At 70.0% G+C, this 25,634-nt stretch carries 24 protein-coding genes; 15 read left to right on the top strand and 9 right to left on the bottom strand.

The window, feature by feature from the left end; genetic code table 11:
- Positions 1-10: 10 nt before the first annotated feature.
- The 3 genes from AB8P05_RS28085 to AB8P05_RS28075 all read right to left on the bottom strand — a co-directional run bounded on the left by AB8P05_RS28085 (position 11) and on the right by AB8P05_RS28075 (position 4,066).
- Positions 11-1,060 (bottom strand): Gfo/Idh/MocA family protein, encoded by a 1,050-nt coding sequence (locus AB8P05_RS28085; protein ID WP_472761349.1) that lies wholly within the window; start codon positions 1,058-1,060, stop codon positions 11-13.
- A complete protein-coding gene (locus AB8P05_RS28080; RefSeq protein WP_455175208.1) occupies positions 1,060-1,866 on the bottom strand; it encodes a GntR family transcriptional regulator in 807 nt (268 codons plus the stop codon). Before AB8P05_RS28080 ends, AB8P05_RS28085 begins: the two co-directional genes overlap by 1 nt.
- A 148-nt stretch (positions 1,867-2,014) precedes the next feature.
- Positions 2,015-4,066 (bottom strand): oxidoreductase, encoded by a 2,052-nt coding sequence (locus AB8P05_RS28075; protein WP_472761348.1) that lies wholly within the window; start codon positions 4,064-4,066, stop codon positions 2,015-2,017.
- Positions 4,067-4,366: 300 nt separating this feature from the next.
- Between AB8P05_RS28075 and hyi the strand changes: the two genes are divergently transcribed.
- From hyi to AB8P05_RS28050, 5 genes are all read left to right on the top strand, one after another.
- The gene (gene hyi, locus AB8P05_RS28070) at positions 4,367-5,161 is read left to right on the top strand and encodes a hydroxypyruvate isomerase (RefSeq protein ID WP_472761347.1); all 795 of its coding nucleotides are present in this window, start codon (positions 4,367-4,369) and stop codon (positions 5,159-5,161) included.
- A gap of 37 nt (positions 5,162-5,198) precedes the next feature.
- On the top strand, positions 5,199-6,083 hold the full coding sequence (gene glxR, locus AB8P05_RS28065; protein ID WP_455175205.1) for a 2-hydroxy-3-oxopropionate reductase: 885 nt from the start codon (positions 5,199-5,201) through the stop codon (positions 6,081-6,083).
- A 318-nt stretch (positions 6,084-6,401) separates the two neighbouring features.
- Positions 6,402-7,664 (top strand): glycerate kinase type-2 family protein, encoded by a 1,263-nt coding sequence (locus AB8P05_RS28060; RefSeq protein ID WP_472761346.1) that lies wholly within the window; start codon positions 6,402-6,404, stop codon positions 7,662-7,664.
- Positions 7,665-7,749: 85 nt separating this feature from the next.
- Positions 7,750-8,748, top strand: coding sequence for an aldo/keto reductase (locus tag AB8P05_RS28055; protein WP_472761345.1), 999 nt, complete (start codon positions 7,750-7,752; stop codon positions 8,746-8,748).
- 11 nt (positions 8,749-8,759) lie between these two features.
- Positions 8,760-9,344 (top strand): TetR/AcrR family transcriptional regulator, encoded by a 585-nt coding sequence (locus AB8P05_RS28050; protein ID WP_472761344.1) that lies wholly within the window; start codon positions 8,760-8,762, stop codon positions 9,342-9,344.
- 177 nt (positions 9,345-9,521) lie between these two features.
- On the opposite strand, the gene AB8P05_RS28045 is transcribed toward AB8P05_RS28050, so the two are convergent.
- Positions 9,522-10,280: a cyclic nucleotide-binding domain-containing protein gene (locus AB8P05_RS28045; protein ID WP_472761343.1), complete on the bottom strand. Its 759-nt coding sequence runs from the start codon at positions 10,278-10,280 to the stop codon at positions 9,522-9,524.
- 74 nt (positions 10,281-10,354) lie between these two features.
- Positions 10,355-10,972: a TlpA family protein disulfide reductase gene (locus tag AB8P05_RS28040; protein WP_472761342.1), complete on the bottom strand. Its 618-nt coding sequence runs from the start codon at positions 10,970-10,972 to the stop codon at positions 10,355-10,357.
- Between the two features lie 89 nt (positions 10,973-11,061).
- Between AB8P05_RS28040 and argH the strand changes: the two genes are divergently transcribed.
- Genes argH through lysA form a run of 3 tightly spaced genes read left to right on the top strand, consistent with a single transcriptional unit; the run spans position 11,062 to position 14,008 of the window.
- Positions 11,062-12,522: an argininosuccinate lyase gene (argH, locus tag AB8P05_RS28035; RefSeq protein ID WP_472761341.1), complete on the top strand. Its 1,461-nt coding sequence runs from the start codon at positions 11,062-11,064 to the stop codon at positions 12,520-12,522.
- Complete coding sequence (locus AB8P05_RS28030; protein WP_472761340.1) at positions 12,519-12,713, top strand: hypothetical protein; 195 nt, start codon at positions 12,519-12,521, stop codon at positions 12,711-12,713. Before argH ends, AB8P05_RS28030 begins: the two co-directional genes overlap by 4 nt.
- A gap of 35 nt (positions 12,714-12,748) precedes the next feature.
- On the top strand, positions 12,749-14,008 hold the full coding sequence (lysA, locus tag AB8P05_RS28025; protein ID WP_472761627.1) for a diaminopimelate decarboxylase: 1,260 nt from the start codon (positions 12,749-12,751) through the stop codon (positions 14,006-14,008).
- Positions 14,009-14,054: 46 nt separating this feature from the next.
- On the opposite strand, the gene AB8P05_RS28020 is transcribed toward lysA, so the two are convergent.
- Positions 14,055-14,555 carry a hypothetical protein gene (locus tag AB8P05_RS28020; protein WP_472761339.1) on the bottom strand — a complete coding sequence of 167 codons (501 nt, stop codon included), beginning with the start codon at positions 14,553-14,555 and terminating at the stop codon, positions 14,055-14,057.
- Between the two features lie 268 nt (positions 14,556-14,823).
- On the opposite strand from AB8P05_RS28020, the gene AB8P05_RS28015 reads away from it, so the two are divergent.
- The 3 genes from AB8P05_RS28015 (at position 14,824) to AB8P05_RS28005 (ending at position 16,960) form a co-directional block, all read left to right on the top strand.
- On the top strand, positions 14,824-15,468 hold the full coding sequence (locus AB8P05_RS28015) for a DUF47 domain-containing protein (RefSeq protein ID WP_455175664.1): 645 nt from the start codon (positions 14,824-14,826) through the stop codon (positions 15,466-15,468).
- Positions 15,469-15,478: 10 nt separating this feature from the next.
- Positions 15,479-16,492, top strand: coding sequence for an inorganic phosphate transporter (locus AB8P05_RS28010; RefSeq protein WP_472761338.1), 1,014 nt, complete (start codon positions 15,479-15,481; stop codon positions 16,490-16,492).
- 153 nt (positions 16,493-16,645) lie between these two features.
- Positions 16,646-16,960: a hypothetical protein gene (locus AB8P05_RS28005; RefSeq protein ID WP_455175662.1), complete on the top strand. Its 315-nt coding sequence runs from the start codon at positions 16,646-16,648 to the stop codon at positions 16,958-16,960.
- A 57-nt stretch (positions 16,961-17,017) separates the two neighbouring features.
- Here AB8P05_RS28005 and AB8P05_RS28000 read toward each other — a convergent pair whose 3' ends face one another.
- Together AB8P05_RS28000 and AB8P05_RS27995 are read right to left on the bottom strand one after the other, a co-directional pair.
- Positions 17,018-17,353 carry a response regulator gene (locus AB8P05_RS28000; protein WP_472761626.1) on the bottom strand — a complete coding sequence of 112 codons (336 nt, stop codon included), beginning with the start codon at positions 17,351-17,353 and terminating at the stop codon, positions 17,018-17,020.
- Positions 17,354-17,394: 41 nt separating this feature from the next.
- Entirely contained in the window at positions 17,395-19,758 is a 2,364-nt protein-coding gene (locus tag AB8P05_RS27995; protein ID WP_472761337.1) for a hybrid sensor histidine kinase/response regulator, read from the bottom strand.
- Between the two features lie 265 nt (positions 19,759-20,023).
- On the opposite strand from AB8P05_RS27995, the gene AB8P05_RS27990 reads away from it, so the two are divergent.
- The 3 genes from AB8P05_RS27990 to AB8P05_RS27980 all read left to right on the top strand — a co-directional run bounded on the left by AB8P05_RS27990 (position 20,024) and on the right by AB8P05_RS27980 (position 21,423).
- Positions 20,024-20,449, top strand: coding sequence for a tellurite resistance TerB family protein (locus AB8P05_RS27990; RefSeq protein ID WP_472761336.1), 426 nt, complete (start codon positions 20,024-20,026; stop codon positions 20,447-20,449).
- Between the two features lie 341 nt (positions 20,450-20,790).
- Positions 20,791-21,039 carry a hypothetical protein gene (locus AB8P05_RS27985; RefSeq protein WP_455175659.1) on the top strand — a complete coding sequence of 83 codons (249 nt, stop codon included), beginning with the start codon at positions 20,791-20,793 and terminating at the stop codon, positions 21,037-21,039.
- Positions 21,040-21,132: 93 nt separating this feature from the next.
- Complete coding sequence (locus AB8P05_RS27980; protein ID WP_472761335.1) at positions 21,133-21,423, top strand: hypothetical protein; 291 nt, start codon at positions 21,133-21,135, stop codon at positions 21,421-21,423.
- Between the two features lie 119 nt (positions 21,424-21,542).
- Here AB8P05_RS27980 and AB8P05_RS27975 read toward each other — a convergent pair whose 3' ends face one another.
- Positions 21,543-21,791 carry a hypothetical protein gene (locus AB8P05_RS27975; RefSeq protein WP_111070105.1) on the bottom strand — a complete coding sequence of 83 codons (249 nt, stop codon included), beginning with the start codon at positions 21,789-21,791 and terminating at the stop codon, positions 21,543-21,545.
- Positions 21,792-22,061: 270 nt separating this feature from the next.
- Here AB8P05_RS27975 and AB8P05_RS27970 point away from each other — a divergent pair, with 270 nt between their 5' ends.
- Positions 22,062-25,604, top strand: coding sequence for a hybrid sensor histidine kinase/response regulator (locus tag AB8P05_RS27970; protein WP_472761334.1), 3,543 nt, complete (start codon positions 22,062-22,064; stop codon positions 25,602-25,604).
- Positions 25,605-25,634: the final 30 nt, after the last annotated feature.

Genomic DNA, 25,634 nt, shown 5'->3' with positions numbered 1-25,634 from the left:
GGCTGCGGGATCAGGGTTCGGCAACCTCCACGGCAGTGCCGCCGGCGGCGGCGTCCAGGATTGCGTCGATCAGGCGGTGCACCTTCAGCGCCTCCCGCCCGTCGACCCGCGGCCGGCGCCCCTGGTCGAGCGCGTCGAGGAAATCGGCCAGAACGGCCCGATGATGCTGGTGCGAGAAGGCCATCGGGTCGGCCCCGCCGCCCAGCGTGGCGCCGTCCTGGCCGGCGAGGATGCGCTCGCCGCCGACCAGCTGCACCTCCAGCCGGTCGCCGGACAGCACGGCGGACCCGCCGGTGCCGGCGATCTCGATCCGCTCCGGATAGCCGGGATAGGCGGCGGTGGTGGCGTCGATGGTGGCCAGCATGCCGTTGCCGTAGCTGAGGGCCGCGGCAACCACATCTTCCGTATCCATCCGGCGCAACACGCTGGTGGCGGCGAAGCCGGCGACCCGCTCCGGCAGGCCGAGCAGCCCAACGAAGGCGTCCAGCGTGTGGATGGCCTGGGTCAGCAGCACCCCGCCGCCGTCCCGCGACTTCATGCCGCGGCCGGGCTGGGCGTAATAGGCGGCATCGCGCCACCAGCGCACCGACACCGCCGCCGACAGCGGCCGGCCCAGCACGCCGTCGCGCATCAGCCCGGCCAGCCGCTCCACCGAGGCGCGGAAGCGGTGCTGCAGCACGACACCCAGCGTCAGCCCGGCCGCCTCCATCGCCGAAACCACGGCGCGCGCGCCCTCCGGCGTGGCGTCCAGCGGCTTTTCCAGCAGCACATGCTTGCCGGCGGCGGCACAGCGGGCGACCAGTTCGGCGTGGCTGTCGGGCGGGGTGAGCAGCAGGACGGCCGACAGCGCCGGGTCCTCCAGCAAAGTCTCGATCCGGTCGACCGTCGGCAGGCCGTGGCGGGCGGCGAAGGCGGCCCGGCGCTCGCCCGAGGGGCTGAAGCAGCCCGCCACCTCCACCCGGTCCTTCAGGTCGATCAGGCTCTGCGCATGGGGAGCCGAGGCCATGCCCAGGCCGATCACGCCGATGCGGCGGCGGCCGGAATCGTTCGGAATGGCCATCAGTGCGCTCCTTCCATCGGGGTATCGGTCAGGCTGCCGGAGAAATAGAGCGGGGCGGCGTTGCGCACGTCGTCCACCGTGATCTGCAGATTGTCCAGATGCAGGATCAGGCTCCGTTCGGCCCGGTCCGGGTCATGGGCGGCGATGGCCTCCACGATGGCTTCATGTTCGGCGATCACCGTGCGCATGCGGCCGGGAACCGGCAGGGTCAGCCGCCGGCAGCGGTCGAGCTGGACCTTGGCCTGCTGGATGATCGCCCAGAATCCGGGATATCCTGCCGTCTCGGTGATGAGGGCATGGAAGGTCTCGTCGGCCTGGTGGAAGCCGTTGGCGTCGCCGACCGCATCGACCTCTCGCTGCTGTTCCAGGCAGGCGCGCAATGCTGCGATCTGGCTGCGGCCGGCGCGCTCCGCGGCGAAACGCACGGTGGCGCGCTCCAGAACCTTGCGGATCACGCCGGCTTCCGGCAGCGCCTCCAGCGGGATGCGGGCGACGAAAGTGCCGGATTGTGGGAAAATCTCGATCAGCCCCTCGTCCGCCAGCCGCAGCACCGCCTCTCGCACCGGCGTGCGGCTGACGCCATAGGCTTCGGCGATCTGCTTCTCGACGATCGGATCGCCCGGCTTGCGCCTCAGCGACACGATCTCCGCCCGCAGGTCGCGGTGGATGGCGTCGGCGGCCGTCGGGCCGCGACGCACGTCGCGCCGTGCCGGCGGGCGGATCTGCAGCGGGGCAGCCTTGCCCGGCTTGACCGGACGGGTGGCAGCGGTAGAACCGGTTTTGGCCGGCGGATTGCCAGATGGCATGGCGTCCAGCCTCCTCAGGAGCGATGCCATCAGAATACTAATATATCAGCTAGAGCGGCAAGCAATTTCGCTCATCCTCCGTCACGAACGGGTGTGACAAAGGCGCCCGCACTCCCGCCATGGCTGTGGAGTGACGGGCAGCGCGTCCTCAAAGGGCGGCGGCCAGCCTGGTCCCCTGGGCGATGGCGCGCTTGGCGTCCAGTTCGGCCGCGACATCGGCACCGCCGATCAGGTGGACGGCAACGCCCGCGGCCTCCAGCGGGGCCTGAAGCTCGCGCAGCGGCTCCTGCCCGGTGCACAGCACGATGCTGTCGACCGCCAGCGTCTGCACCCGCTCGCGCTTCTCGCCGAAGCTGATGGTCAGCCCCTCGTCGTCGATGCGCTCGTAATTCACCCCGGACAGCGCCTGGATGTTCTTCATCTTCAGCTGCGCCCGGTGGATCCAGCCGGTGGTCTTGCCCAGGCCAGCGCCGGGCTTGCTCGCCTTGCGCTGGAGCAGCACGATCTCCCGCGCCGGCGGCGTCAGGTGGGGGCGGATGCCGGCGACGCCGCCGCGCGCCTCGGCCGGGTCGGCGACGCCCCATTCGGCGCGCCACAGCGCCGGCTCCAGGCTGGGCGACGGCCCCTCATGGGCGAGGAATTCACTGACGTCGAAGCCGATGCCGCCGGCACCCACCACCGCGACCCGGCGGCCGACCGGCTTGGCACCGCGCAGCACATCGACATAGGTCAGCACCTTCGGATGGTCCTGTCCGGGGATCTTCGGGTCGCGCGGCACCACGCCGGTCGCCAGCACCACCGCATCGTACCCGGCGCCGGCCAGCTCATCGGCTGACACCCGCCGCCCCAGATGCAGCGCCACCCCGGTCTCCGCCAGCCGGTGGCGGAAATAGCGCAGCGTCTCGTGGAACTCCTCCTTGCCGGGGATCAGCTTGGCCATGTTGAACTGGCCGCCGATCTCGTCGGCCGCATCGAACAGATGCACCTCGTGCCCGCGCTCCGCCGCGGTGGTGGCGCAGGCGAGCCCCGCCGGGCCGGCGCCGACCACGGCAACCCGCTTGCGCGTGACGGCGGGGGCGATCACCAGCTCCGTCTCGTGGCAGGCGCGCGGGTTGACCAGACAACTGGCCGTCTTGCCGGAGAAGATATGGTCCAGGCAGGCCTGGTTGCAGGCGATGCAGGTGTTGATCGCCTCCGCCCTGCCGGCCGCCGCCTTGGCGACGAAGTCGGGATCGGCCAGGAAGGGCCGCGCCATCGACACCATGTCGGCCAGCCCCTCGCCGATCACCGCGTCGCCGACCTCGGGCGTGTTGATGCGGTTGGTGGTGCAGAGCGGGATCGACACCGCGTCCTTCAGCTTCCCCGTCACCCAGGCGAAGTTGGCGCGCGGGACGCTGGTGGCGATGGTCGGCACCCGCGCCTCGTGCCAGCCGATGCCGGTGTTGATGATGGTGGCGCCGGCCTTCTCGATGGCCTGGGCGAGCTGCACCACCTCCTCCCATGTGCTGCCGTCGGGGATCAGGTCCAGCATGGACAGGCGGTAGATGATGATGAAGTCGCGCCCGACCGCCTCGCGCATGCGCGACACGATCTCCACCGGGAAGCGCATGCGGTTCTCGTAGGATCCGCCCCACTTGTCGGTGCGCTGGTTGGTATGGGTCACCAGGAACTGGTTGATGAGGTAGCCCTCCGACCCCATCACCTCCACCCCGTCATAGCCGGCCTCGCGCGCCAGTTCGGCGCAGCGAACATAGGCACGGATCTGGCGCTCCACCCCCCGCGCGGTCAGGGCGCGCGGGGTGAAGGGGGTGATCGGCGACTTGATGCGCGAGGGCGCCACCGACAGCGGGCTGTAGGCATAACGGCCGGCATGCAGGATCTGCAGCGCGATCTTGCCGCCTTCGGCATGCACGGCGTCGGTGATGACCCGATGCGACCGTGCCGCCCCGTGCCGCGCCAGGGTGGAGCCGAAGGGCGACAGCCACCCCTCCACATTCGGCGAGAATCCGCCGGTCACCATCAGCCCGACCCCACCGCGCGCCCGCTCGGCGAAATAGGCGGCCAGCCGCGGGAAATGGCGGCGACGGTCCTCCAGCCCGGTGTGCATCGACCCCATCAGCACCCGGTTCTTCAGCACCGTGAAGCCGAGGTCGAGCGGGGCCAGCAGATGCGGGTAGGGCTGGGCGGCGGGCTGGCTCACGGGATGGGTCCTCCGGCTTTTGAAGACTGCGCTTCTGCTGGCGCTGGGAATACGGATGATTGACGATGCGGAGCCTAGTTCAGGGTGACGTATGCGTCAACATGGTTCCGCGGCGACCCGTGCACCTCGTTCGAGATTGTTCGCAAACCCCGCTTTCCGCTGGATGAAAAAGCCGTCCGACGGACTGGCTCAAGCGCCTGCACGGCGGTCAAGCTCCCGACCCAAGGGCCGCCCCTCCATCCGCGGCGGCCATCCCGCAACCCAAGAGCGCAGCCCAGACGCGCAACCGGGAGTTCGGCCATGGTGCAGTTCGCCGCCAACCTGACGATGCTCTACAACGAGCATCCCTTCCTCGACCGATTCGCCGCGGCGGCCGATGCCGGCTTCCGTGGCGTGGAGTATCTGTTCCCCTACGACTTCCCCGCCGATGCGCTGGCCGAGAAGCTGCGCCAGAACGGGCTGACCCAGGTCCTGCACAACCTGCCGGCCGGCAACTGGGGCGGCGGGGAGCGCGGCATCGCCATCATGCCCGACCGCGTGCAGGAATTCCGCGACGGCGTCGCCCGCGCCATCGACTATGCCGGCACGCTGGGCTGCAAACAGGTCAACTGCCTCGTCGGCATCCTGCCGCAGGACGGCGACGCCGCCGCGGCCGAAAGCACGCTGACCGGCAACCTCGCCTATGCCGCCGATGCGCTGGCCGGCGCCGGAATCCGGCTGCTGATCGAGCCGATCAACACCCGCGACATCCCCGGCTTCTACCTGAACCGCACGAAACAGGCGCTGGACCTGATCGCCAAGGTCGGCTCCGACAATCTGTACGTGCAGTACGACATCTACCACATGCAGATCATGGAAGGCGATCTGGCCCGCACGATCGAGGCCAACCTCGCCCGCATCGCCCATGTCCAGCTGGCCGACAACCCCGGCCGCTTCGAGCCCGGCACCGGCGAGATCAATTATCCCTTCCTGTTCAAGCATCTGGACGCCATCGGCTACAGCGGCTGGGTCGGCTGCGAATACAAGCCGAAGACGACGACCGACGAGGGGCTCGGCTGGTTCGCCCCCTACAAGACCGAACCGGCGCACGCCTGAGGCAAGGCCCACCCATTCAAAGAGAAGGACTACCGTCATGAAGGTCGGATTCATCGGTCTCGGCATCATGGGCACCCCGATGGCGGGGCATCTGCTGGACGCCGGTCACACGCTCTACGTCCACGACATCAAGCCGGTCCCGGCCGAGCTGACCGACAAGGGCGCCATCCCCTGCCCGAGCGGCGCGGAGGTGGCGGCGGCGGCCGAGGTCATCATCACCATGGTGCCGGACACGCCCCATGTCGGTGCCGCGCTGTTCGGCGAGAAGGGTGTCGCCGCCGGCCTGTCGTCGGGCAAGATCGTGGTGGACATGTCCTCCATCTCCCCCATCGAGACCAAGGAATATGCCAAGCGCATCAACGATCTCGGCTGCGCCTACCTCGACGCGCCGGTGTCGGGCGGCGAGGTCGGGGCCAAGGCCGCCTCGCTGACCATCATGGTCGGCGGCCCGCAGGAGGCCTTCGACACGGTCAAGCCGCTGTTCGAGAAGATGGGCAAGAACGTCACGCTGGTCGGCGGCAACGGCGACGGCCAGACCACCAAGGTCGCCAACCAGATCATCGTCGCGCTCACCATCGAGGCGGTGGCCGAGGCGCTGCTGTTCGCCTCCAAGGCCGGGGCCGATCCGGCCAAGGTCCGTCAGGCGCTGATGGGTGGTTTCGCCTCGTCGCGCATTCTGGAGGTCCATGGCGAGCGGATGATCAACCGCAACTTCACCCCCGGCTTCCGCATCGAACTGCACCAGAAGGACCTGAACCTTGCGCTGAGCGGCGCCAAGGCGCTGAACCTGTCGCTGCCGCACACCGCCAGCTGCCAGCAGCTGTTCAACGCCTGCGCCGCGCAGGGCGGTTCGGCCTGGGACCATTCCGGCATGCTGCGCGCGCTGGAGCTGCTGGCGGGGCATGAGGTTGGGGCGAAGTGAGGACTTGCCTCGTATCAGGTGTCGGCTTCGATTGCCCCCACCCTAACCCTCCCCGCTCTCAGCGGACCTACGGTCCGCCTGCCGCGTCAGCACAAAGCGAAGCTTTGTGCGAGAGCTGGGCGGGGGAGGGGACAAGCGCTGATGCGGGAAAGCGGCGGCAGTCCCTCCCCCGCCCAGCGGGGAGGTTAGGTGGGGGTGTAACGCTGCAACGCTCCAACACCCCCACCCCACCCGCCCCATTCCCCCACCCCTCATTCCCGTGCATCCTACCCGCCCCGCTCCCGACGCGACCATGAGCACCGCCCCATGAGTACCGCCATGACGACCGACTCCCTGCTCCACGACCTGTTCCAGGCGGCGCTCACCGCAGTGACCGCCGAGACCCGGCTGCCGGCGGCGCTGCCGCAGCCGCCGAAGGGCCGCACGGTGGTCATCGGCGCAGGCAAGGCGGCGGCGGCCATGGCGAAAACGGTGGAGGACCATTGGCCGGGGCCGCTGACCGGGCTGGTCGTCACCCGCTACGACCATGACCTGCCGACCGAGCGGATCGAGGTGGTGCAGGCGTCGCACCCGGTGCCCGACGCTGCCGGGCAGGAGGCGGCGCGGCGCATCGTCGACATGGTGCAGGGGCTGACCGCCGACGACCTCGTGCTCTGCCTGATCTCCGGCGGCGGCTCGGCCCTGCTGGCCCTGCCGGCGCCCGGCATCACGCTGGACGACAAGCGCGCCGTCGCCAAGGCGCTGCTGAAGAGCGGCGCCGACATCGGCGAGATGAACTGCGTGCGCAAGCATCTGTCGGCGGTGAAGGGCGGGCGGCTGGCCGCCATGGCCCACCCGGCGCGCGTCGTCTCGCTGCTGGTCTCCGACGTGCCGGGCGACGACCCGTCGGTGATCGCCAGTGGCCCGACGGTGCCCGACCCCACCAGCTTCGCCGACGCCCGCGCCATCCTGAAGAAATACGGCATCACCCCGCCGCCGGCCGTGGCCGCCTTCCTGGAGGCGGCGGCGGACGAGACGCCCAAGCCCGGCGACCCGCGGCTGGCCGGTGCCGAGACCACCATCATCGCCACCCCGCAGGACGCGCTGGAAGCCGCGGCGGCGCTGGCCCGCGACCGCGGCTATACCCCCGTCATCCTGGGCGACGCCATCGAGGGCGAAGCGCGCGAGGTCGCCAAGGTCCATGCCGGCATCGCCCGTCAGGCCGCCCGCCACGGCCAGCCGGCCCCGGTCCCCGCCGTGATCCTGTCCGGCGGCGAGACCACGGTGACGGTGCGCGGCCAGGGGCGTGGCGGCCGCAACGTCGAATTCCTGCTGGCGCTCGCCGTGGCGCTCGACGGCCATCCCGGCATCTGGGCTGCCGCCTTCGACACCGACGGCATCGACGGAACGGAGGACAATGCCGGCGCCATCCTGCGCCCCGACACGCTGGAACGGGCCGAGGCCATGGGCCTGGATGCCAAGGCCTTCCTCGCCGACAACGACGGCTACAGCTTCTTCAAGGCGCTGGGCGATTTGGTCGTCACCGGCCCGACCCGCACCAACGTCAACGACTTCCGTGTGATCGTGGTCGACCGCAGCTGACCTGTGACGAAGTTCGACTGACAGATATTGACATCTGTCAGTCAATAGCCGATAACCTCTCCATCACGCATCGATGGAGGGACAAATGGACACGCGCACACTCGGCAAATCCGGCCCCACCGTTTCCGCCCTCGGCCTCGGCTGCATGGGCATGTCCGGCATGTACGGCCCCGCCGACCGGGCGGAGAGCATCGCCACCATCCATGCGGCGCTCGACGCCGGGGTGACGCTGCTCGACACCGGCGACTTCTACGGCATGGGCCACAACGAGATGCTGATCGGCGAGGCGCTGCGCGGCATCCCGCGCGACCGCTTCCAGGTCAGCGTGAAGTTCGGCGCCCTGCGCGCGCCGGACGGCAGCTGGCTCGGCTACGACGCCCGGCCGGCGGCGGTGAAGAATTTCCTGGCCCACACGCTGACCCGGCTTGGGCTGGACCACATCGACGTCTACCGCCCGTCGCGCCTCGACCCGGACGTGCCGATCGAGGACACCATCGGCGCCGTCGCCGACATGGTGAAGGCCGGCTATGTCCGCCACATCGGCCTGTCGGAGATGGGGGCCGACACCATCCGCCGCGCCGCCGCCGTCCATCCGATCTGCGACCTGCAGATCGAATATGCGCTGATTTCCCGCGGGATCGAGGACGCCATCCTGCCGGCCTGCCGCGAACTCGGCATCGGCATCACCGCCTATGGCGTCTTGTCGCGCGGCCTCATCAGCGGCCATTGGACGAAGGACAGCGCCAACGCCGCGGGCGACTTCCGCGCCCACAGCCCGCGCTTCCAGGGCGGGAACCTGGACCACAACCTCGCGCTGGTCGATGAGCTGCGCCGGGTCGCCGCGGCGAAGGGGGTCAGCGTCGCGCAGATCGCGATTGCTTGGGTGCTGTCGCGCGGTTCGGATATTGTGCCGCTGGTCGGCGCGCGGCGGCGCGACCGGCTGACCGAATCGCTGGGAGCCCTGGACGTTGACCTCACCCCCGATGACCTCGCCGCGATCGAACGGGCGGTGCCGCCCGGTGCGGCCGCCGGCGACCGTTACGCCCCGCAACAGATGGCGATGCTCGACAGCGAGCGGCGCTGAGGCGGTGTCCCATGGCTGAGGCGGCGCTGACTCCGGACCGCATCCTGGAGGCGGCGGAGGAGGTGCTCCGCCGCTACGGTCCCGCCAAGGCCACGGTGGTGGACGTCGCCCGCGCGCTGGGCGTCAGCCACGGCAGCGTCTACCGCCATTTCCCCAGCAAGGCCGCCCTGCGCGACACGGTGACGGAGCGCTGGCTCGCCCGCGTCTCCGACCCGCTGGCGGTCATCGCCGAGGAGAGCGGACCGGCGCCCGCCCGCCTGCGCCGCTGGTTCGACGCGCTGATCCAGGCCAAGCACCGCAAGGCCGGCGACGATCCGGAGCTGTTCGCCACCTACATGACGCTCGCCGCCGAAGCCCGGGACGTGGTGGCGGAGCATGTGGCGCATCTGAGCGGCCAGCTCGCCTGCATCGTCGCCGACGGCATGGCCGACGGCAGCTTCGCCCCCGGCGACGCCGCGGCGGTGGCCCGCGCCCTGTTCGACGCGACCGCCCGCTTCCACAACCCCGCCCACGCCGCCGAATGGGCCTCCCCCGACACCGCCGCGGCGTTCGAGGCGGTGTGGGCGCTGGTCATGCGCGGGCTGGAGAGGCGGTAGCCGCCGAGACCACGCACAAATCCCCTTCTCCCCCGGGAGAGGGTTGGGGTGAGGGGATGCACAGGGTGGAGTTTGTGAAAGATCAGGAGCGCGCGATGCTTGATGATCCTCGCAACGCGCGCCCCTCACCCAGCCCTCTCCCCGGGGGGAGAGGGTTACCACTCCGTGGAAAGGGCTTCACCCCGCCTTCGCCTTCGTCAGCTGCGAGATGTAGATCCGCGCCAGCGACTTGAGGATCGGCGGCATCGCCATCACCGCATCCTCGAAGCTGCGCTTGTCGATCACCTCGCAGATGCCTCCGCTGACCGCCACCGCGGTGACGTCGGGCAGGCGGCCGGTCAGCAGATAAATCTCGCCGAACAGGCTGCCCGGCCCGAAGGTGGCGATGTCCTCGCCCAATGTCCCGCGGCCGGGGCGGAGCGCCACGCGGCCGGACTGGATCAGGTAGGCGGCGTTCACCGGCTCGTTGGGGTTGAAGAAGACATGCCCCTCGCGGATCATGCGGCGGTCGACCACCTTCTGGAAGGAGTTGGTGGAGCGGAAATCGACCGCGTTGCCGAACCGCTCGGTCGGCGGCAGGCCATAGTCGCGGCGGATGGCGGCGATCAGGCTCTGCAGCAGGTATGACGCCAGCGGCGGACTGCGCTTCAGCAGGCCGCGGAAGGCCTCCCGCGTCACCTCGACGCAGGACACCTCGGTCAGCGAGCGCACGGTGGCGCTGCGCTCCCCGTCGTCGATCAGCGCCATCTCGCCGACCACGGCGCCCTTGCCGACCACCCCCAGCCGCCGCGTGCCGCCGTCCGGCGTGGTCAGCAGCACCTCCAGCTCGCCGGATTCGATCAGCCACGCCCGGTCGGCACGCTCGCCCTGCCGCATCATCACCACGCCGGGGCCGATGGTGTAGCGCTTGGGACCGGTTGCTGCGGGCTGCGTCATTGCATGGCTCGGAAGGGGCGAAAGGTTATCGCTGCACTCTACCTCATGGCGTCGGGACCGTCAGCCACCAGCTGTCAGCCGCCGGTCTTCATCACCCCGCCGCGGTCGCGCGCCGGTCCGCCGCCGCGGCCCAAAAACTGGCGCAGGAAGGCGACGACCTCCGGCGCATCCCACTCCACCGCTCCTTCGATGCGGCCAAGCTCGCGCCCTTCCGGATCGACCAGGATGGTGGTGGGCAGGCCGCGCAGCGACAGCGCCTTCATCGACTCCGACGCCGGGTCGAGGAACACCGTCAGGTTCTGCACCCCCGTCTTCTTGTAGAAGGGCTCCACCGCCGCCCGCCCGCCGCGGTCCAGCGACAGCGCCACCACCTGGAAGGCATCGCCGCCCAGCTGGGCCTGCAGCCGGTCGAGCGACGGCATCTCCTTGACGCAAGGCCCGCACCAGGTCGCCCACAGGTTCAGCAGGATCACCCGGTCCTTGAAGTCGGCCAGATCGGTCCGCCGCCCCTCGGCGTCGATGAAGGACAGCGGCGGCATCGGCTTGGGATCCGCCCCCTTGAACTTCTCCAGCTTGTCGACGCCGGTGGAGGCAGCAGGCATGACGGACGGCGTGTCCGGCGCGCCCAGCCGCAGCACCTCCGGCGGGTTGGGCGCCGCACCGGCGCTCCACCACAGGCCGGCCCCGGCCATGCACACACAAACCGTTGCGACAGCCGCCAAAGTCCGCATACTCACGCTTCCTCGCTCCCCTTCACCCGAATGTCCCGGTATCCGTCCCCATGAGCGCCGATCAGACCCCGCCGACCTCCGCCCCCACCGCCGGCGCCGCAACCGGCGTACCCACCGGCGCCTCCGCACCCGCCGCCAGCCAGATGTGGGGCGGGCGCTTCGCGCGCGGTCCCGCCGCCATCATGGAGAAGATCAACGCCTCCATCGGCTTCGACAAGCGGCTCGCCGACCAGGACATCGCCGGGTCGAAGGCCCATGCCGCGATGCTGGCCAAGCAGGGCATCATATCCCAGGCCGACGCCGACGCCATCATCGACGGCCTCGACCGCGTAAAGGCAGAGATTGACGCCGGCAGCTTCACCTTCAAGGTGGAGCTGGAGGACATCCACATGAATGTGGAGGCCCGGCTGGCCGAACTGATCGGCGAACCGGCCAAGCGCCTGCACACCGGCCGCTCGCGCAACGACCAGGTGGCGACCGACTTCAAGCTGTGGGTGCGCGACGCCATCGACCGCACCATCGCCGGCCTGACCGCGCTGCAGGCCGCCCTGATCGACCTGGCGGAGCAGCACACCGAAACGGTGATGCCCGGCTTCACCCACCTGCAGGCGGCGCAGCCCATCAGCTTCGCCCACCATCTGCTGGCCTATGTCGAGATGTTCGGGCGCGACCGCAGCCGCTTCCGCGACGCCCGCTGCCGGCTGAACGAATGCCCGCTGGGTTCGGCCGCGCTGGCCGGCACGCCCTACCCCATCGACCGCTTCATGACGGCGGAGGCGCTGGGCTTCAACCGGCCGACCGCCAATTCGCTGGACGCGGTGTCCGACCGCGACTTCGCGCTGGAATACCTGTCGGCGGCGTCGATCTGCGCCATGCACCTGTCGCGCTTCGCCGAAGAGATCGTGATCTGGTGCTCCGCCCAGTTCCGCTTCATCCGGCTGTCGGACGCCTTCACCACCGGCTCCTCCATCATGCCGCAGAAGAAGAACCCCGACGCGGCGGAGCTGGTGCGTGCCAAGGCCGGCCGGGTGATCGGCAGCCTGAACAGCCTGCTGATCGCCATGAAGGGCCTGCCGCTGGCCTATTCCAAGGACATGCAGGAAGACAAGGAACCGGTGTTCGAGGCCGACGACACGCTGGCGCTCTGCATCGCCGCCATGGAAGGCATGGTGCGCGACATGCAGCCCAACGTCCCGGCGATGCGCGAGGCGGCCGACCGCGGCTTCCTGAACGCCACCGACCTCGCCGACTGGCTGGTGCGGGAACTGGACATGCCCTTCCGCGAGGCGCACCACGTCACCGGCCGCGCCGTGAAGGCGGCGGAGGACCGGCGCGTCGGCCTGACCGACCTGACGCTGGCCGAACTCCAGGCCATCGAGCCGCGCATCACCGAAGCGGTCTATCCGGCGCTGAGCATCGAGGCATCGCTGAACAGCCGCACCAGCTTCGGCGGCCCGGCCCCGGTCCGCGTGCAGGAGGCGGTGAAGGCCGCCCGGGAGCGTTTCCTGTGAACCGCAGCGTTACTTTGACCGTCCTCGCCCTGGCCGGTGTGCTGACGCTCGCCGGATGCGGCAAGAAGCCCAGCGTCGTCGACAGCCCGCGTCCGGAAGGTCAGGTCGATCCCTTCCCGCGCACCTATCCCAACCCCTCGCTGGACCCGAAGCCCGGTAAGCCGGCCGGTTCCGGAGTCCAGTTCCCATGAACGCCGCCCGCACCGGTGCACCTAACGGCTCGCCCATGAGCGTCTTCGCCTACCGCAACGGCGTGCTGCACGCCGAATCCGTGTCGCTGGAGGATGTTGCGCGCGAGGTGGGCACCCCCTTCTACCTCTATTCCACCGCGGCGCTGGAATCGCACTACAACGCCTATGCCGGCGCCTTCGCCGGCCAGGATGCCGGCGTCTGCTATGCGCTGAAGGCGAATTCCAACCTCGCGGTCATCCGCACCCTGTCCCGGCTCGGCGCCGGCGGCGACGTGGTGTCGGTGGGCGAGATGAAGCGCGCGCTGGCCGGCGGCATCCCGGCGGAGCGCATCGTCTTCTCCGGCGTCGGCAAGACCCGCGGGGATCTGCGCGCGGCCCTTGAGGCCGGCATCCACCAGATCAACGTGGAATCGGTGCCGGAGCTTGAGGCGCTGAGCGAGGTAGCGACCAGCCTCGGCGTGGAGGCTCCCATCGCCTTCCGCGTCAACCCGGACGTCGACGCCAAGACCCACGCCAAGATCGCCACCGGCAAGAAAGAGAACAAGTTCGGCATCGACTACGACCACGCGCGCGAGATCTACCGCCGCGCCGCGGCCCTGCCGGGCATCAAGCCGGTCGCCATCGCCGTCCATATCGGCTCGCAGCTGACCGACCTCGCCCCCTTCCGGGCGGCTTACGAGCGAGTGGCGGCGCTGCTGCACCAGCTGCGCGAGGACGGGCACGACATCCAGCGCCTCGACCTCGGCGGCGGGCTCGGCATCACCTACAAGAACGAGGCGCCGCCCGATCTGGCCGACTATGCCGCGATGGTGCGCTCCATCACCGGCAACCTCGGCTGCCGCATCACGCTGGAGCCGGGCCGGTCGCTGGTCGGCAACGCCGGCATCCTGGTCAGCCGCGTCATCTATGTGAAGCAGGGTCTGCACCGCCGCTTCGCCATCGTCGACGCGGCGATGAACGACCTGATCCGCCCGTCGCTCTACGACGCCTATCACGGCATCGTTCCCGTCGCCGAGCCGGCGGCCGGCGTCGCGGCGGAGCCCTACGACGTGGTCGGCCCGGTCTGCGAGAGCGGCGACACCTTCGCCGTGCAGCGCCCGCTGCCGCCGCTGGCCGACGACGACCTCGTCGCCTTCCTGTCGGCTGGCGCCTATGGCGCGGTGATGGCCTCGACCTACAACACCCGGCCGCTGGTGCCGGAGGTTCTGGTCAACGGCGACCGCTTCTCCGTCATCCGCCCCCGCCCGACGGTGGAGGAGATGCTGGCGGCCGAGCGCGTGCCCGACTGGCTGTAAGGGTTGTCACTTGGGAAGAGGCTTCCGCCTCTTCCCAATCATCCCCTCATGTGCGGATCAGCCCGTCCGGCTTTGCCGGCTCGGCCGGCGGGTTGACCGGGCCCGGCGACAGCTGCCAGCCGTCGAGCGCGCGTTTCAGCGCGTCCAGCCCGGCGCCGGCAGAGGATTTGGCCTCGTCGGCGGCGCGGGTGATGGCGGCGCAGAGTTCGGCGCGCCGCTTGGGATCGTCGCGGCTTTCCTCCAGCGCGCGGCCGACATCGTCAGCCGTCCCGCCATTCTTGGCGTCGGGCGGCGCCGTCTTCGGATCGATGCCCAGCAGCGGCAGCAGATACTCCCGCCCCTTCTCCCGCGCCAACGCCACCGCCCGGTCGCCGAACCGCTCCGCCGTCGCCAGACCGGCGTCCCAGGTGGTGAGCGCGGCCGAGACGGTCGGACTGCAGCGGCCGGCGGGATCCTGCGGCGAGGCCGTCTGCGCCTGCAGCGGCGCCGTCGAGAGCAGCAGGGCCGCCAGGGCCGGCACGGCGAGGCGGCGGAGGGGGATGGGCACGTCATGCGGGCAAACCTGCGGTCTTGAAGGGGCCTGCCGGAGATTTGGGGAGGCGCATTGCGCCTTTCCATGGCCCCGCCCGCCTCCACGCCGACAATCCGGGCCGTTCGTCCAGTGCGGAGAAAATGCGCGTTGGCCGCAACCTGTGGCGATTTTGCTACCAAATGACTGTTTCATGACTGTTACATGACACAGCGCCGCTGCACCGCGCGGCGAAGCGTGCTAAGAGCGGCGCCAAATCACTTCAGTCACCGCGAGTCACCGTCCCATGCTGCTGCGCGCTTTCCGTTCGCTGATGCCGAAGGAGGAACGCTTCGTCGAACAGTTCGTCGAGCAGGCCCGCCATATCGTGGCCGCAGCCGCCGCGCTGGAAGCGGTGATGGACGCAGGGCCGGAGGAGCGGGCGCAGAAGATCGCGGCGCTGAAGCGGGTGGAGAAGGACGCCGACCGCATCGCCAAGGATGCCGGGCGCGACCTGCACCGCGCCTTCATCACCCCCTTCGACCGCTCGGACATCCTGTCGCTGATCAACGCGCTGGACGACGCCATCGACCTGATGGACGAGGTGCCGCGCCATGCCGGCCTCTACGGCATCGAGACGTTCGACGAGCCGATGCGCCGCTTCGTCGCCCTGATCCGCCAGCAGGCCGACGTGATGCTGGAACTGATGCCGCTGCTGGGCGCCATCGCCCGCAACGCGGAGCGGATCGACCATCTCTGCGGCCGCATGTCCGACCTGGAGGACGAGGCCGACGACGTGCTGCGCAGCGCCCTGCAGTCGCTGATCGCCGAGAAGCCGGACATGATCGCCTTCCTCGGCCGGCGCGAGCTGTACGAGATGCTGGAGGCGGTGACCGACCGCTGCGACGACGTCGGCGACCTGGTCGCGGGCATCACGCTCGACCAGGTCTGAGGCCGCGGCGATGGAGGCCCTCCAACTCGGTCTGCCGGCGATCATCGTCATCGTCTTCGTGGCGCTCGCCTTCGACTTCATCAACGGCCTGCACGACGCGGCGAACTCCATCGCCACGGTGGTGTCGACCCGCGTGCTGGCGCCGAAGCTCGCCGTCCTGTGGGCGGCCTTCTTCAACTTCATCGCCTTCCTGTTCTTCGGCCTGCATGTCGCCACCACCATCGGCACCGGTCTGGTCGACCCGCTGGTGATGGACCCGGCGGTGATCCTGGCGGCGCTGATCGGCGCCATCGGCTGGAACCTCATCACCTGGTATCTCGGGCTGCCGTCCTCCTCCTCGCACGCGCTGGTCGGCGGCATCGCCGGGGCCGGCATCGCCAAGGCGGGCTTCGGCGCCATCATCGCCAGCGGCTTCACCAAGACGGCGGTCGCCATCGTGCTGTCGCCGGGCATCGGCCTGCTGCTGGCGCTGCTGCTGATGCTGGTCGTGTCCTGGGCGCTGCGCCGGGCCGTCCCCTTCACCGTCGACCGGCAGTTCCGCCATCTCCAGCTGGTCTCGGCCGCACTCTACAGCCTGGGCCACGGCGGCAACGACGCGCAGAAGACGATGGGCATCATCGCCGTCCTGCTGTTCAGCCAGGGCATGCTGGGCGACACCTTCTACGTGCCCTTCTGGGTCATCATCACCTGTCAGGCGGCGATGGGGCTGGGCACCATGATGGGCGGCTGGCGCATCGTCCGCACCATGGGCTCGCGCATCACCGACCTGAGGCCCTACCAGGGCTTCTGCGCCGAGACCGCGGGCGCCATCACCCTGTTCGGCGCGACGTGGCTGGGCATTCCGGTGTCGACCACCCACACCATCACCGGCGCCATCGTCGGCGTCGGCTCCGCCCGCCGCACCTCGGCGGTCCGCTGGAGCTTGGCCGGCCGAATCGTCTGGGCCTGGGTGCTGACGATTCCCGCCTCCGGCATCGTCGCCGCCCTGTCCTACCTGCTGGTTTCCGGCCTGCTGACGCCATAAGGGGGCGGCCGGCCCGCCCGGCCCCATCCGGAAGTCGGGGAAATCGGGGGCGGGAACACGACGCGAACGGATAAACCCTTCGTGCAGCAGCGCGGCCTTGACCCGGAAGGGCCGGAACGGCAGGATCGGTGCGGTGGAGACAGGATACCGGTCATGCCGCATATCGAACGCACCGACCAAGGCGAGCAGTATGTGCTTCCCGGCACCGAACGCCGGACGGCCCCCGGCTTGCCCTATGCGGCGGAAGCCGACGGCCAGCTGACCCTTCACTTCTACGCCCCGCCCGACAAATCCGAACGCCGGTCGCGCCCGACCTCCGCGCGCGCCCTGCCCGCCACCCCGGCGATGCCCGCGATGATGCCTGCCGCGATGCCTCAGGTTCAGGCGTCCGCGTCGGCGGAGACCAAGCCGCAAAGCCTGTTCGGCCGCCGCCTCGCCCATTTCCCGCAGGTCTTCGAACAGCCCTGAGGGGCCGGCGATCAAGGGCTGCTACCTATCCGGCATGTCGAATGACCGCACCGGCGGTCACGCAACCCCGGTCCGGCTGCGCCGGGACGCGAGCGTACGGGCGACCTGACGCAGCAGGACCTCGCGGTCATAGGGCTTGCCGATGTGCCCGTTCATGCCGGCCTCGCGGCACTGGCGCCGTTCCTCTTCGGAGGAGCCGGCGGTCAGCGCCAGGATCGGCAGGTCGCCGTGGGGCGGCGGCATGGCGCGGATGGCGCGGCTGGCCTCCAGCCCGTCCATGCCCGGCATCTGCACGTCCATCAGCACGAGGTCGTAGCCGCCGGCCCGCACCGCCTCCACCGCCGCTGCGCCGTCGGCCACCAGATCGATCCCATAGCCGCTGTCGCGGAACAGGGCGGCCAGCAGTTCGCGGTTGATCGACAGGTCCTCGGCGATCAGCAGGCGCGGCGGCCCGGCCGGGCGGGTGCCGCGGGCGCCGGTACGGAAGACACGGAAGCAGTCTGGGGAGATGCCTGGGAAGCAGTCTGGGCCTGCGCCGGCCCCGCCGTCCCGCGCGTGCCGGCGATGCGGGCCAGCTGCCGGCGCAGTTCCTCGATGGAGAAGGGCTTGGCGATCATCGCCACCTCCGGTCCGAAGGCGGCGGGGTTGCCGACGGCATGGGCGGCGAAGCCGGAGGCCAGCAGCACCGGCAGGCCGGGGCGCATGCGGGCGGCCTGCCGCGCCAGCTCCGTGCCGTCCATGCCCGGCGGCATGACCACGTCGCTCAGCATCAGGTCCAGCGGCTCCGGCCCATCCAGGATCACCAGTGCCTCGTTGGCGTTGGCCGCCGCGATCACCCGGTGGCCCCAGCCGCGCAGCAGCCCGGCCACCATGTCGCGCACGGTCGGATCGTCGTCCACCAGCAGGATCGACAGAGGCTGCACCGCCGGGGCAGGAGACGGGGCCAGGGCCGGGGCAGACGCGGCAGGGATCGCGGCAGGGATCGCGGCGGGTGCCGGCGCCGGCTGGGACGGCTGCCGGGTTTCCGGCGGCAGCAGGCGGGCGGCGGGCAGGCGCACCGTCACCGTGGTTCCGACGCCCAGCGTGCTGCGCAGCGCCAGGGTGCCGCCATGCAGCTCCACCAGCCGCTTGGTCAGCGGCAGCCCCAGCCCGGCGCCCTCGATGCCGCGGTTGGCGGCGCTGTCCACGCGGGCGAAAGGCTCCAGCACGCGGTCGAGATCATCGGCGGGGATGCCGAGGCCGGTGTCGGTGACGCGGATCACCGGAACGCCATCCTCCACCATGGCCGACAGGGTCACCGATCCGCCCGACGGCGTGTATTTCACCCCGTTGGCGATCAGGTTCAGCAGGATCTGGCGGATGCGGCGCTCGTCGCCGCGCAGGTGCCGCGCAGCCGGCACCACCGCCGCCGACAGCAGCACGCCGGCGCGCTCGGCCCGCGGGGCCAGCATGCGGACGGCGAAATCGGCCGCCGCCTCCAGGTCGCAGCGCCCCTCCTCGATGCGGAGCGCCCCGGCCTCCGCCCGCGCATGGTCGAGGATCTCGTTGATAAGCTCCAGCACATGCTGGCCGGAATCGCGGACGTTGGCGGCGTATTGCCGGTAGGCCGGCGTGCCGACCGGCCCTTCGGCCTCGCGGGCGATCAGGTCGGCGAAACCGATCACCGCGTTCAGCGGGGTGCGCAGCTCGTGGCTCAGCCCGGCCAGGAACTCGCCCTTGGCGCGGTTGGCGGCCTCGGCGGCCTGCCGCGCGGTCTCCGCCATATCACGGGCATGGTCGAGCGCCGCCGCCAGCCTCGCGCTCTCGTCGCGTTCGGCGCTGGTGCGCTCCACCGCGCTGCGCGCCTCGGCCAATGCGACCTGCGCCTTGCGCTCGCGGTCCAGGTAACGCAGGCCCCAGGCCAGCATCGCCAGGATCGCCAGCAGCCCGACGGCGGTCTCCGCCACCGTGTACAGGGTGCGGGTACGCCAGGCGGCCATCGCCTCCTCGCGGTCGATGCCGGTCACCACCACCAGCCCATAGTCGCGCATCGTGCGGTAGGCGGCGATGCGCAGTACGCCGTCCAGCACCGACGGCGACAGGTACTGCCCCTCCGGCGCCTCCCGCAGCTTGGTCTGGAACAGCAGCCCGCCGGCGATGGACCGGCCCATCGACGCCTCGGTCGCCGGGCGGCGGGCGACCACCTCTCCGTTCGGGCGGTAGACGCCGATCAGCGGATCGAACTCGAAGCCCAGCATGTTGTAGAAATCGGTCAGCGTATCGACCCGGATCGACGCCGATGCCACGCCGACGAAGCGCCCCTCGTCGTCATGCAGCGGGCGGGACACCGGGAAGACCAGCGGCTGGCTGCCGGTGCGGCCGGGCTGCCCGGCGCCGATGTGCAGGCGCGCTCCGCTCCGCAGGGCCTCCAGCCCCGCCGGATCGGAAAAGCCGGCGATGCGGTTGGGGAAGCTGGCCGACTCCAGGACGGCCCGCCCGTCGGCGTCATAGATCCAGATCGCGTCGGCGCCATCGATATGGGCAGCGTATTCGCGCAGGCGGGTCCAGTGCTTCAGGTCGCGCACCTTCTGCGGCCCGCCGGCCTCCGCCACCATCGCCGCGGTCTGGTCGAGCGCGATGTCGGCAGTGCGCACCGTCCGGTGGACATGGTCATCCACCAGCCGGGCCATGTCGCGGACCATGGCGAAGCGGCGCTGCTGCGTGTCCTGGTAATCGTAATAGATCCTGTGCGCCGCGTTGCCGGCCAATGCGGCCAGGACCACCACCACCACCAGAGCGCCCCGGACGAAGCGTCCCACAAATCCTCCCGGAATTCCCCCTTACCGCCGCCACGCGATCCGGATCGATCGATGCGGCCGAACCGATGCTTCAGGCGCAAATTATCATGAAACCCGCAAGCCCGGCGCGGTATTCGACGGCGGCCCGCCTCAGGGTTTGCCCCGATGGCGAGCGTTGCGGCCAGTGGAGCCGGCCGCGGGGAAAAAACGGCGCCACCCCCATCTTGCACGGAGTACCCCACGGGCCCAAATGCGCGGGCGTCTGGACCATTGGGGAGGTAAGAACATGGGTCTGTTCGATATGTTCAAGGGCAACGCTCCGCTGGAGCTGAACCCGCGCCGTGCGCTGGTCGTGTCGCTGATCTACTGCATGGGATCGGACGGCGAGATCGATCCGGAGGAGGTGGGCCATCTGCTCTCCGTCCTCGGCCGGAACGCCACGCGGGAGGAACTGGACCGCTGCTTCAAATTCGCACGCAGCACTCCGCCCGATGCGTTCCTGGGCGAGGTCGCCCCGAAGCTCAACGAGCAGCAGCGCCTGTGCATCCTGCTGAACATGATCGACAGCGCCATGGCCGACGGCGAGGCGGAGCAGGGCGAACGCGACCTGATCATCCGCTTCCAACAGGCATTCGGCTTCGACGACGCCAAGCTGCAGCCCTATTTCCAGGCGCTGGTGGCGAAGAACAGCCGGACCGTGCTGGACGTCTGACGGCCGGGCGCGGCCGCTCCCGACCCCTGCGCTTCCGCGGGACCGGGAGCGGCCGGCAGCACCCCATGGGCAAAAGCGCTGCCGGCGCAAGAGGGGATTGCAGCAGGAGTTCGCCGGAATCTGCCGCGTCTGACCCGCGAAACGGTCACAGGCGGAATAAACCGCCCCGACCTATGTTGATGCAGGTAGACCGGCCGCCGTCAGCTTTGCCGATGCGCCCGCTGTGGCACGAACGTCCAATTGTCACAGCCGAACGTCATAGGCACCGTTGTGGGAACCGGTCCGAAGGTTTAATCTGTTCGTGTTCCCAACCAATTCCCGAACATGGGAAGGTGCCATCCATGAATCTGCACAGTCTGGCCAGCGACATGGTGCAAACCGCTCTGGCCTGTGAAAAGGCGTTGCCCGGTCGGGCGAACGCCGACGACCAAGATCTCGCCCGGCACATCCTGGTCGAACCCGACCATGTCTGGCACGTTTGCGAGACCTACGCCCGCGCCGTCCGCATACCGGTCGAACAGCTCCCGGTCAGCCAGCTCCGCGGCCTCATCAGCGACATCGTCCTGTCGAAGCTTCCCCGTTACGACTGAGTTTCTCGATCCCAAGGGCCGGCGCCGTATCCGGCCGATGGCCGGAACGATCCGGGTACTTCATTCCCGAAATTCATGTTCCGTGGTGCCACCATGGCGATCGAGCTTCATTCCTTTACCGTAACGCTGGCCGTCGCGGATTCCTCCGGCTGTTCCAGCGCCGCCGAACACCGTGCCCGCATCTGGAAGGCCGTGTCCGAGCTGTCGGCCGCCGTCCGCAATGCCGGCATGGCGACCGAGGCCCGTTTCCGCGGCCAGGACCGCCAGGGCCATGTCCTGTTCGAGGCGACCGACACCGGCGCCGCCTTCCTGCGCGGCCTGCCCGCCATCGCCCGCGTCGACGACGCGCGCATGAATGGCGGACGCGTCCAGCTTCGCCACTGACGCTGCCCCGACTCACCGGCCGGTGCAGTCATCGCCGCAAAGACGAAGGCCCGCCGCTCCGATCCGGGGCGGCGGGCCTTGCCGTTGTCGGCGCCGTTTTCAGCGCATGATGGTTCCGCTCAGCGCGCGCGATGGCGCAGGGGGCGGACGTTGCTTTCGGTTTCGACCTCTTCGGTCGGGCGCACCTTCTTCAGCTGGACGATGAAGCGCTCGGCGCCATTCTCCATGACGGCGATGCCGGTGAGGCCATGCGCCCAGTCGCACGGGACGACGTGGATCTCCTTGATGGTGGCGGTACCGGCGGCAAGCTCCGCACGATCCAGGACCACGTCCCCGACCCGGAACCCCAAATAGGCGTCTATCAGCATTCTGTTGGGTGTCCGTCTTCCGTTTCAGGCCACGCACCGGGTCCGGCACCAGGGGCCGGGCTCCGTCACGATGATCCATCTTGCCACAGATTGGGCTTTTCGCGACGCTTTCCCAGCGACGGCGTCGCAGTAAACCGACGGAGACCTCCGATTGTTCCAGCCGCGAACGGTCGGACATTGTTGCCGGCGGGCCGGTTGGGATAGGGTCGGCCGGCTTTTCCGTCCCCTGTCCCGCGCCCATTCCCTTCCCTCCCGAGAGGTCCGTCGGTCGTGCAGAGTTGGCTGGTCCTGGCCGTGTCGGCGGCCTATCTGGGGGTGCTGTTCGCCATCGCCTGGTGGGGCGACCGGCGCACCGCGGGTGGAACGCTGGTGCTGTCCTCCCCGCGCGCGGCCGGCATCCTCTATGCGCTGACGCTGTGCATCTACAACACCAGCTGGAGCTTCTACGGATCGGTCGGCCGGGCGTCGGCCAGCGGCTTCGATTTCCTGCCGATCTATCTGGCGCCGATGTTCCTGCTGCTGGCGGCAAGGCCGGTGCTGACCAAGATCATCGCCATCACCAAGGCGCAGAACGTCACCTCCATCGCCGACTTCATCGGCGCCCGCTATGGCAAGAGCCAGGCGGTGGCGGCGCTGGTGACGCTGACGGCGCTGGTCGGCGTGCTTCCCTACATCGCGCTCCAGCTGAAGGCGGTCGCCGCCAGCTTCGACGTGCTGACCGCGCCCTCGCTGGCCGCCCCGGCGGCCCTGCCGCCGCCGATCTGGGGCGACACCGCCTTCGCGGTGGCGCTGTCGATGGCGGTGTTCACCATCCTGTTCGGCGTCCGCCACATCAACGCCAGCGAGCATCACCGCGGCCTGATGCTGGCCATCGCCTTCGAAAGCCTGGTGAAGCTGACCGTCTTCCTTGCGGTGGCGGCCTTCATCGTCTGGGGCATGTTCGACGGCTACACCGACCTGATCGCCCGGCCACAGGCGGAGCCGCTGCTGTCGCCCAGCTTTTCCGACCCGACATGGTGGTCGAACACGGCGATCTCGATCATCGCCTTCCTCTGCCTGCCGCAGATGTACCATGTGATGACGGTGGAGAACGACAACCCCCGCCATCTGCGCGCCGCCGCCTGGATGTACCCGACCTATCTGGTGGCGCTCAGCGCACTGATGATCCCCATCGCGGTGGCCGGCCTCGTCACCTTCGGCGACGACATCAACCCCGACACCTTCATGATAACCCTGCCGATCGCGGCGGGGGCGAGCGGCTTCAGCCTGCTGTCCTTCATCGGCGGCCTGTCGGCGGCGACCGGCATGGTCATCGTCGCCGCGGTGTCGCTCAGCACCATGCTGTGCAACGACGTGGTGATGCCGCTGCTGCTCAGCCGCCCCCGCTTCGCCGCCCGCGTCGGCCGGCGCGACATGGTCGGCACGCTGCTGCTGGTGCGGCGGCTGTCGGTGCTGGGCATCCTGCTGCTGGCCTATGTGATGCACCGGCTGGTCGACCGCGATTACCCGCTGACCGTCATCGGCCTCCTGTCCTTCGTCGCGGTGGCGCAGTTCGGGCCGGCCTTCTTCGGCGGGCTCTACTGGCCGCGGGCCAACCGGGTGGGGGCGCTGGCGGGGCTGGGCGCCGGCTTCCTGCTGTGGGTCTACACCCTGCTGGTGCCGTCGATGGCCCGCATCGTCCCGGTGCCCGACGCCCTGTTCGACGTCGGCCCCTGGGGCATCGGCTGGCTGCGCCCGCAGGCGCTGTTCGGGATCGAGGGGCTGGACCCCATCTCCCACGCCAGCCTGTGGAGCCTGCTGGCCAACCTGATCGCCTTCATCGCCGGATCCCTGCTCGCCCGCCCCAGCGCGGTGGAGCGCACGCAGGCGGTCTTCTACACCACCGCCACCGCCGACCAGGACGACGACGACACTCCCCAGGCGCTCGCCAAGCTGGCCGACCTGCGGGCGCTCGCCATCCGCTTCGTCGGGGCGGAGCGCGGCAACGCCGCCTTCGACGCTTATGCCGCCGGCCACAAGGGCGAGGCCGGCCCGGCCGACCTCGACGCCGTCCGCTTCACCGAGACGCTGATCGCCGGCGCCATCGGTGCGGCGTCGGCGCGGGTGGTGATGGCGGCCTCGCTCCAGGGCCGCTCGCTGTCGCGCGGCGACGCCATGGCAATGCTGGACGAGGCGTCGGAGGCACTGCGCTTCAACCGCAAGCTGCTGCAGGCGACGTTGGAGAACATCGGCCAGGGCATCTGCGTGATCGACGCCGACCACCGCATCGCCGCCTGGAACCACCGTTACCTGGAGCTGCTCGACCTGCCGGCCGACATGGTGAGGGTAGGCGTGCCCTTCGCCGACCTGATCCGCTTCAACGAGCGGCGCGGCGAATACAGCGCCCACGACATGAAGGCGCTGCTGACCAACCGCGACACCGCGACCCAGGAATGGCCCTACCGCTACGAGCGCCGCCGCCCCGACGGCACGGTGTTGGAGATCGTCGCCAACCCCCTGCCGGAGGGGGGCTACGTCTCCACCTACACCGACGTGACCGAGCGCTACCGCGCCGCCGAGGCCCTGCGCGAAGCCAACGAAAGCCTGGAGCACCGGGTGCAGGAGCGCACCGACGCCCTGCAGCAGGCGAAGGCGGAGGCCGAGGCGGCCAACGCCAGCAAGACGCGCTTCCTCGCCGCCGCCAGCCACGACCTGCTGCAGCCGCTGAACGCCGCCCGCCTGTTCGTCTCGGCGCTGGAGGAAAGCATCCGCGTCCCCCTGCCGACGGTGGCGCAGCGGCTGTCCGAATGCGGCATGATCGACAATGCCGCCGCCGCCCTGCGCTCTACAGAGATGCTGCTGGGCGGGCTGCTCGACATCTCCTCGCTGGATGCCGGCAATGTCCGGGTGCAGCTGCGCAGCTTCGCCATCGACGAGCTGCTGGGCGGGCTGGGGGTGGAGTTCTCCGCCCTGGCGCAGGAACGCGGCCTGACGCTGAAGGTGGTCGGCTGCCGCGCCGCGGTGCGGTCTGACCCGCAGCTGTTGCGCCGGGTGCTGCAGAATTTCCTGTCCAACGCCATCCGCTACACGCCCAAGGGCCGGGTGCTGCTGGGCTGCCGGCGCCGCCGCGATCCGGTGCTGGGCGACCGCCTGCGCATCGAGGTGTGGGACACCGGCCCCGGCATTCCCGAATCCAGGCACCACGAAGTGTTCGAGGAGTTCCGCCGGCTGGGCGGCGAGGACGGCAACGGCGACCCGACTGACAAGGGGCTGGGCCTCGGCCTCGCCATCGTCGACCGCATCGCCCGGCTGCTCGGCCATCCCGTCAGCATGCGCTCCACCGTGGGGCGCGGCACCGGCTTTGCGGTGGAGGTGCCGATGGAGCGGGCGCGCGCCGCGCCGGTGGACCGCCCCGTCACCGTTCCCACCGCCCTGTCGGCCGGGCTGCTGGTGCTGTGCATCGACAATGAGGAGCCGATCCTGGCCGGCCTGCGCGCCCTGCTCGGCCAATGGGGCTGCCGGGTGGCGACGGCATCGGACGTGTCCGGCGCGCTGGCGGCGCTCGCCCCCTTCGACGGCGTGCTTCCCGATGTGGTCTGCGTGGATTATCACGTCGGCAGCGGGCAGACGGGGCTTGCGGTTCTGGAGCGGTTGCGGGAATTGTGGGGCCGTCCGGTCAAGGGGCTGCTGCTGACCGCCGACCGGTCCGAAGCGGTGCGGGCCGAGGCGGAGCGTTGCGGCTGCGGCGTGCTCTACAAGCCGGTGAAGCCGGCGTCGCTGCGCCGCTTCCTGAACGGGGCGGCGCTGCAAAGCTCCGCGGTGGCCGAACGGTAGGGCCGGAACCGGACAAAAGCCGGGCGGCCG

The sequence above is a fragment of the Azospirillum sp. VT-I1 genome, from assembly GCF_055698305.1.
Note: the sequence above shows the minus strand (reverse complement) of the source record. Positions and strands in the feature narration are given on the sequence as shown.

Bases quoted from the DNA above. Each gene is read 5' to 3' on its own strand.
- lysA (WP_472761627.1), top strand. From the start codon at position 12,749: ATGAGCGTCTTCGCCTACCGCAACGGCGTGCTGCACGCCGAATCCGTG.
- AB8P05_RS28040 (WP_472761342.1), bottom strand. From the start codon at position 10,972: ATGGCCGGGGCCGGCCTGTGGTGGAGCGCCGGTGCGGCGCCCAACCCG.
- glxR (WP_455175205.1), top strand. From the start codon at position 5,199: ATGAAGGTCGGATTCATCGGTCTCGGCATCATGGGCACCCCGATGGCG.
- AB8P05_RS28085 (WP_472761349.1), bottom strand. From the start codon at position 1,060: ATGGCCATTCCGAACGATTCCGGCCGCCGCCGCATCGGCGTGATCGGC.
- argH (WP_472761341.1), top strand. From the start codon at position 11,062: ATGAGCGCCGATCAGACCCCGCCGACCTCCGCCCCCACCGCCGGCGCC.
- AB8P05_RS28060 (WP_472761346.1), top strand. From the start codon at position 6,402: ATGACGACCGACTCCCTGCTCCACGACCTGTTCCAGGCGGCGCTCACC.
- AB8P05_RS27985 (WP_455175659.1), top strand. From the start codon at position 20,791: ATGAATCTGCACAGTCTGGCCAGCGACATGGTGCAAACCGCTCTGGCC.
- AB8P05_RS28015 (WP_455175664.1), top strand. From the start codon at position 14,824: ATGCTGCTGCGCGCTTTCCGTTCGCTGATGCCGAAGGAGGAACGCTTC.
- AB8P05_RS28010 (WP_472761338.1), top strand. From the start codon at position 15,479: ATGGAGGCCCTCCAACTCGGTCTGCCGGCGATCATCGTCATCGTCTTC.
- AB8P05_RS28080 (WP_455175208.1), bottom strand. From the start codon at position 1,866: ATGCCATCTGGCAATCCGCCGGCCAAAACCGGTTCTACCGCTGCCACC.
- hyi (WP_472761347.1), top strand. From the start codon at position 4,367: ATGGTGCAGTTCGCCGCCAACCTGACGATGCTCTACAACGAGCATCCC.
- AB8P05_RS27975 (WP_111070105.1), bottom strand. From the start codon at position 21,791: ATGCTGATAGACGCCTATTTGGGGTTCCGGGTCGGGGACGTGGTCCTG.
- AB8P05_RS28055 (WP_472761345.1), top strand. From the start codon at position 7,750: ATGGACACGCGCACACTCGGCAAATCCGGCCCCACCGTTTCCGCCCTC.
- AB8P05_RS28045 (WP_472761343.1), bottom strand. From the start codon at position 10,280: ATGACGCAGCCCGCAGCAACCGGTCCCAAGCGCTACACCATCGGCCCC.
- AB8P05_RS28050 (WP_472761344.1), top strand. From the start codon at position 8,760: ATGGCTGAGGCGGCGCTGACTCCGGACCGCATCCTGGAGGCGGCGGAG.
- AB8P05_RS27980 (WP_472761335.1), top strand. From the start codon at position 21,133: ATGGCGATCGAGCTTCATTCCTTTACCGTAACGCTGGCCGTCGCGGAT.
- AB8P05_RS28005 (WP_455175662.1), top strand. From the start codon at position 16,646: ATGCCGCATATCGAACGCACCGACCAAGGCGAGCAGTATGTGCTTCCC.
- AB8P05_RS27990 (WP_472761336.1), top strand. From the start codon at position 20,024: ATGGGTCTGTTCGATATGTTCAAGGGCAACGCTCCGCTGGAGCTGAAC.